This is a genomic window from Wolbachia endosymbiont of Cylisticus convexus (genome assembly GCF_003344345.1).
Genome location: NZ_QPIP01000194.1, coordinates 1 through 6,738 on the forward strand (window position 1 = coordinate 1; position 6,738 = coordinate 6,738).

A 6,738-nucleotide genomic window follows, 5' to 3' on the forward strand; every position below is an offset into this window, starting at 1 on the left:
GGCTTTGTTGCATCGCTCTTTGGATAGTAGATAATGTATAATAAATTCATGAAGCTATCTCAAATTTAGCGACGCCAATTTCAATAAATTTATTGAGTAAGTAGCATTTTATTAGCAATTCTTTTTCACGATTTACTTCGGATTTATTTCTAAAGCTAAACCCAAATGTTTGTTTTAGTCGCGAAAAAAAAACCTCAATATATGACCTCTTTCCATAATTTACTTTTTCTTTCCACTTCTTCATACCATCTTCATTATGTAATTTGATTAACCTAATAGCAGTGTTCCTATCAGACATGTAGTCTATTTTTAAATGCTCTGCTGCACAGGTTTTTGGTAGAATTTTTGCTTTTATATTATATTCTTTGCATAATTTATAAAGCTTATGCCTATCGTACGCCCTATCGGCATATAGTACTTTTACGACATGCTGAAAATCAACTTTTTTTAGCAGATCACAAGTGATCAGAGTAGACACCGTTACTGTATTTTACAGCTATGGCGTTTTTGCTATTTATATTCAACATTACATGCAATTTTCTTGTCTGTTCATAGCTGCGATACTTTCTATCTTTACTATTTTCCTTACTGTGACCAGGGGTATTATTATAAATACTGATACTTGTACTGTCTATGGCAATTTCAATATCTTCCATATTGTTTTTGTCAACTCTGCAATCATTGATCTTAATATTGAGTTTTTTAAACCTTCTTGAAGCCTGCGAATAGCTAATGACTGCTAAGCCTTTTCCTACTTGCTGCAAATATCCTTTTATAAACCCTACCGTTTGTCTTAAGCCAATTCTAAAGAGACTAGCGACTATATGCACTAAAATCACAACTTTATCACTGTAAATATTGTTGCCACCGAACACTTTTGGACCATGTTCGTACCAATTTTCTATTAATAAAATGAAAAATATTTCCTCTTTCTTGGAGAAATTTGTTATATTCATTGCAGTTACTGACTTTCATTTGCTGTGGCATATTTTTTCTTCAATGGTTAAATGGCTATTCTATAATGAATTTTGTCAGTAACTGCCAGTTCTTTTCTCTTGAGTGATGCAACAAAGCCATCCCAGTGTCACGCACTGGGATGACAACCGTTTGCTACGCAAATTGCCTACAAATCATAATGTTCGTACGATTGTGGGGTTATAGCTTAGAAAATTAACGATATTTTATTCCCCGGTGAACGCTCTATTTTGTTTTCCAACTCCAGTTCCAAAAGAGCCATTAGAGCTATGTTGGTAGAAAGTCCGCTTGCTAATATAAGTTCATCTATATCAACAGGTACAGAGTTAATATGATCAACTATAACAGATTTTGCCTGTTGTAATTTTCCTTGTTTTTGGTCAGCAACGATATCAAATAGACTTTTTTGCTGAGGAGGTAAACTAAACCTAATACTCTCTATTATGTCATCAGCGGATTCAACAAGTTTAGCGCCGTTTTTAATTAAATAATTACTACCACTACAGCGTGAATCTAGAGGGAAACCAGAAACTGCAAACACCTCTCTTCCTTGATTCAAAGCAAAATCTGCTGTGATGAGAGAACCAGACTTTTTTGATGCTTCAATTACCACAACACCGAGTGACAGGCCAGATATAATACGATTCCTTTGAGGAAAATACTGAGGCTTTGGTTTAGTAGTAAATGGAAGCTCAGTAATTACTAATCCGCCATTTTCAGTGATTCTTTTGTATAGATCAAAATTCTCTTTTGGATACACCACATCAATTCCGCTTGCTGTAACAGCAATAGTGGGATGATTTTTGTATATTACACTGTTTGCTGCGGTATCGATTCCTTTTGCAAGTCCAGAAACGATAACAAAACCAGCTTTGCTTAAATCAAGTGCTAGTTTACTGGCAAAATTTCTTCCATTCATCGAAGAGTTACGACCACCAATTATTGCAATTATCTCACGGCTTAATAATGATACATCACCAAGCACGGTTATTACAGCCGGACAATTCGTTATATTCCTTAAAATATCGGGGTAACCTGGGTCACATGCTGGTATTATTTTGGCTCCAATTTTTTCTGCACTCTTAATTTCTTCTTTTGCACTTTGAATTCCATAATCCTTATTAGCTAACTCATTAAGATATTTAAGCACTTCATCTAGCGACCCACATGCTCTTAGTATACTAAAAAACTTTACTGGTCCCACAGCTCTAGCCAAGCTTAGCCATATTTCTAGTTCTTCGTTATTTAATTTATTTATCTTCATAAAAGGCTTGAATTTCTTATCAATTTAGTGTACCCAAGATAATGTAAATATACAGTGTTTTATGACGCATTTTGTTACAGATAAATGCATAAAATGTAAATATACGGACTGTGTAGAAGTATGTCCCGTTGACTGCTTTTATGAAGGTAAAAACATGCTTGTGATTAACCCAGATGAGTGTATTGATTGTGGAGTGTGTATACCTGAGTGTCCAGTAGATGCAATTGTAACTGATGATTCCATAAAAGATATTCTAGAGCTAGATGAAAGCTTACTGAATAATGAACAAAAAATCTTTAAATCATTTTATAACATAAACGTAGAATATTCGCAAAAGTGGCCAAATATCACAGCTAAAAAGCAACCCCTAGATACAGCAGAAGAGTATAAAGAAAAAAGGATAAAACAGCTTATTTTGACGAAAATTTAGGGTAATATTAACAAAGAAAAAAGATTAAACTCCTTGTATAACCATATGAAAAGCTAGCAACTCACTCTTTTTTGTCATTACAGGGCGTAACGCACGAACATTGTAGTTTGAGTCCACCAAGAAAGATGTCATTCCAGTGCCTCTATGATGTCATCCCGCTACGTGTTAGCGGGATCTATAGCTAACCCAAATTAGGTTTACCGAAACAAATTTTATGGTTGTACTGAACAATTTAAGTTGTCATTCCAGCGCGTGACGCTGGAATCCAGATTTTTTTAGACTGGATCCTATGGTCAAGCCATAGGATGACAAAAGAGTAAACTTTATCTGTGTGAGCTATATGCTAAGCTTACTATTACCCACAAATAAAAACATAGTATTGTATTTACTCAAATAATTTAATTTTATTAACCTGAAAGCTTATTGGATTAAAATTATTAAACTAAGAGTTATAATTTTAGCAACTAAAAGCTGTAAATTGCACCATATAAACAGTTGTTTCAAGCAAAAGTTATGCCATTAAGAGCTATGCAACAAACATTTATATTTGTGGGTAAAGTAAGATATGCTAAGAAATGTCGTGGTGGTATGACGTAGGAAAACCTTTCTTGGGTTAGCTATAGATCACTTAACAAAACGAACGTTCGTATAGTTGTGCATAGGATAGAGCTATAGAATTTTTCAAAACATTTTTTCTATTGAAGATAAAAGTATCTTTTATATATGATATATAGCAAAACATAGAATGCTTATGGTTCCAACTATAGCAATCTTAAGTGGTGGATTTTCTTGCGAAAGAGAAGTATCACTTATGAGCGGAAAAGCAGTAAAGAAGGCGCTTGATAGCCTTTCATATAATGCAATAGAAATAGATGTTGACAGCAATATTGCTGAAAAGCTTAGAAAAATTAATCCGGGCCTTGCTTTTATCGCTCTGCATGGGCCTTATGGCGAAGATGGCTGTATTCAAGGTTTATTGGAAATCTTAGGTATAAAATATACACACTCCGGAGTTATGGCTTCGGCTGTTGCGATGAACAAGGCAATTTCAAAACATATATTTCAGTCTCTTAATATCGATACTCCAGAAGGTTATGTAATTAGTCGAGAAGATATGCTAAAAAATAATATTAAAATTGATTATCCGTACGTCTTAAAACCGATTAATGAAGGCTCAAGCATTGGAGTACACATGATTTTTTCGCATGAGGATTATTTAAAACTAAAAAACATGTTTGCAGCGTGTGACCAGAAAGAAGAACCAGTGTCAAGCTACTCGAATGACAAGGAAGGAGATACTTGGATGACAAAAGACTACTCAAGAGACTTGATGATCATAGAAGAATACATACCGGGTATAGAGTTACATACTGCTGTGTTGCTAAATGAAGCCATTGGCACTATGGAAATACGACCAAAAAATAAATTCTACGATTATGAAGCAAAGTATACAGATGGATTTGCAGAACATATATTTCCTGCTGAAATTCCTGGCAATATATATAAAATGACCTTGAAACACGCACTGAAAGTTCATCAATTTTTAGGATGCAAAACTATTTCCCGCTCAGACTTCCGTTATAATCCAAAAAACAACACTTTAAAAATGCTTGAGATTAATACACATCCTGGCTTTACTGAATTATCGTTAGTACCAGAAATTGCAAAATTGACAAAAGAAATTGATTTTAATGAATTAGTTAAAATTATTGTCGAAGACAGTTTACATCACAGGAATATTAGAGATCAAGCCAATGTTGAACAATGTTACTAGAAGCCAAAGGAGTTTTTTGCGCAAGTGCGCTTTTGTTGTTATAACTGCACTTTTTCTCACATTAGTACTTTATAGTTCACTTGATAAAATAACAAATCGATTCAATTACTACTTTATTTGGTGTAACGATCGCTTATCGAGCTTATTACTTAGCAATGGATTTTTAATCGACAAAGTAACCATTACTGGAAACAAATTTACAAATGAACAGGATATTCTAAGTTTAGTAGATAGAACGCAACCTATCATGTATATACCCCTCTCAAAACTGACAGATAATATACAATCTGTAAGCAAATGGATAAAATATGTAAGAATTTATAGAATTTTGCCTAATACCTTACGCATTGATGTAGATGAACATATACCTTTCGCTCTCTGGAAAGATGATAACAGAACTTCAGTAATTGATTCTGAAGGTAAAGTGATCGTAAATGACTACCCGATAGATAACCTCGTTGTAATTAAAGGACAAAATTCGTTATCAAACCTAAGATTCATTAAAGATATGCTAGAGAGAAAAACTCAATTAAGAGATCATATTTCTTCTTGTATTTATGTAGGAAATAGAAGGTGGAATATCGTACTCGATGACAGTTCCACAGTAAAATTGCCTGAAGATAATCCTTATAGCGCATGGGATTATTTAAATCACTTGCAAAATACAACCGACTTTACTTTTAACAATTGGAGCATAATTGATATGCGTGTTGCTGATAAGATCTTTGTAAAAAGGTAGTGCTCCTTTTCTTGTCATGCAAGTAGCTATAGCTCTTTTCACAATAATCCGAACAGATCATAATATGCTACTGGCCTACTATAGGTATAAACACATATCTTACCCTGTTCGGACTATTATAGGAAAGGCTATACTTTTCCTGTCATGCAAGTAGCACTTTTTCTGTCATTCTAGTGCGTAACACTGGAATTCAGTTTTCTTTACAAATTTACTAAAGTAGGGTGTCATGCCAAGTAGGATGTCATTCCAGTACTGGAACCCAGCTTTTTCGTAATCATTGGAAACGCTGTATTCTAACATGAAGCAGCTACTTTTGTGCTTGCCAACGTAATAAAATTCCTGGATGCCAGTGTCTGGGCACTGGCATGACACCATTTGCTGTCTTCAAAAATGAATGTTCGTACAACTATGTGCTAGCTACTTGCACGACATATCACGCAAGTAGCCCTTTTCCTGTCATCCCAGTGCGTGGCACTGGGATGGCTTTGTTGCATCACTCAAGAGAAAAGAACTGGCAGTTACTGACAAAATTCATTATAGAATAGCCATTTAACCATTGAAGAAAAAATATGCCACAGCAAATGAAAGTCAGTAACTGCAATGAATATAACAAATTTCTCCAAGAAAGAGGAAATATTTTTCATTTTATTAATAGAAAATTGGTACGAACATGGTCCAAAAGTGTTCGGTGGCAACAATATTTACAGTGATAAAGTTGTGATTTTAGTGCATATAGTCGCTAGTCTCTTTAGAATTGGCTTAAGACAAACGGTAGGGTTTATAAAAGGATATTTGCAGCAAGTAGGAAAAGGCTTAGCAGTCATTAGCTATTCGCAGGCTTCAAGAAGGTTTAAAAAACTCAATATTAAGATCAATGATTGCAGAGTTGACAAAAACAATATGGAAGATATTGAAATTGCCATAGACAGTACAAGTATCAGTATTTATAATAATACCCCTGGTCACAGTAAGGAAAATAGTAAAGATAGAAAGTATCGCAGCTATGAACAGACAAGAAAATTGCATGTAATGTTGAATATAAATAGCAAAAACGCCATAGCTGTAAAATACAGTAACGGTGTCTACTCTGATCACTTGTGATCTGCTAAAAAAAGTTGATTTTCAGCATGTCGTAAAAGTACTATATGCCGATAGGGCGTACGATAGGCATAAGCTTTATAAATTATGCAAAGAATATAATATAAAAGCAAAAATTCTACCAAAAACCTGTGCAGCAGAGCATTTAAAAATAGACTACATGTCTGATAGGAACACTGCTATTAGGTTAATCAAATTACATAATGAAGATGGTATGAAGAAGTGGAAAGAAAAAGTAAATTATGGAAAGAGGTCATATATTGAGGTTTTTTTTTCGCGACTAAAACAAACATTTGGGTTTAGCTTTAGAAATAAATCCGAAGTAAATCGTGAAAAAGAATTGCTAATAAAATGCTACTTACTCAATAAATTTATTGAAATTGGCGTCGCTAAATTTGAGATAGCTTCATGAATTTATTATACATTATCTACTATCCAAAGAGCGATGCAACAAAGCC

3 protein-coding genes and 3 pseudogenes are annotated in these 6,738 nt (G+C 34.0%); 4 read left to right on the plus strand and 2 right to left on the minus strand.

Annotated features, from left to right (window positions below):
• Nucleotides 1–46: 46 nt before the first annotated feature.
• Nucleotides 47–987 (minus strand): annotated as a pseudogene (locus Wcon_RS13580) (IS5 family transposase).
• Between the two features lie 175 nt (nt 988–1,162).
• On the minus strand, nt 1,163–2,239 hold the full coding sequence (gene dprA, locus Wcon_RS10220; protein WP_114517971.1) for a DNA-processing protein DprA: 1,077 nt from the start codon (nt 2,237–2,239) through the stop codon (nt 1,163–1,165).
• A gap of 61 nt (nt 2,240–2,300) precedes the next feature.
• Between dprA and Wcon_RS10225 the strand changes: the two are divergent.
• From Wcon_RS10225 to Wcon_RS13585, 4 genes and pseudogenes are all read left to right on the plus strand, one after another.
• Nucleotides 2,301–2,674: pseudogene (locus tag Wcon_RS10225) on the plus strand (ferredoxin family protein).
• 740 nt (nt 2,675–3,414) lie between these two features.
• Nucleotides 3,415–4,443, plus strand: a complete 1,029-nt coding sequence (locus Wcon_RS10230; protein ID WP_114517973.1) for a D-alanine--D-alanine ligase — start codon at nt 3,415–3,417, stop codon at nt 4,441–4,443.
• Entirely contained in the window at nt 4,424–5,182 is a 759-nt protein-coding gene (locus tag Wcon_RS10235) for a cell division protein FtsQ/DivIB (RefSeq protein ID WP_114517974.1), read from the plus strand. Before Wcon_RS10230 ends, Wcon_RS10235 begins: the two co-directional genes overlap by 20 nt.
• A 569-nt stretch (nt 5,183–5,751) precedes the next feature.
• Nucleotides 5,752–6,692 (plus strand): annotated as a pseudogene (locus Wcon_RS13585) (IS5 family transposase).
• Nucleotides 6,693–6,738: the final 46 nt, after the last annotated feature.

Bases quoted from the DNA above. Each gene is read 5' to 3' on its own strand.
- dprA (WP_114517971.1), bottom strand. From the start codon at position 2,239: ATGAAGATAAATAAATTAAATAACGAAGAACTAGAAATATGGCTAAGC.
- Wcon_RS10230 (WP_114517973.1), top strand. From the start codon at position 3,415: ATGCTTATGGTTCCAACTATAGCAATCTTAAGTGGTGGATTTTCTTGC.
- Wcon_RS10235 (WP_114517974.1), top strand. From the start codon at position 4,424: ATGTTGAACAATGTTACTAGAAGCCAAAGGAGTTTTTTGCGCAAGTGC.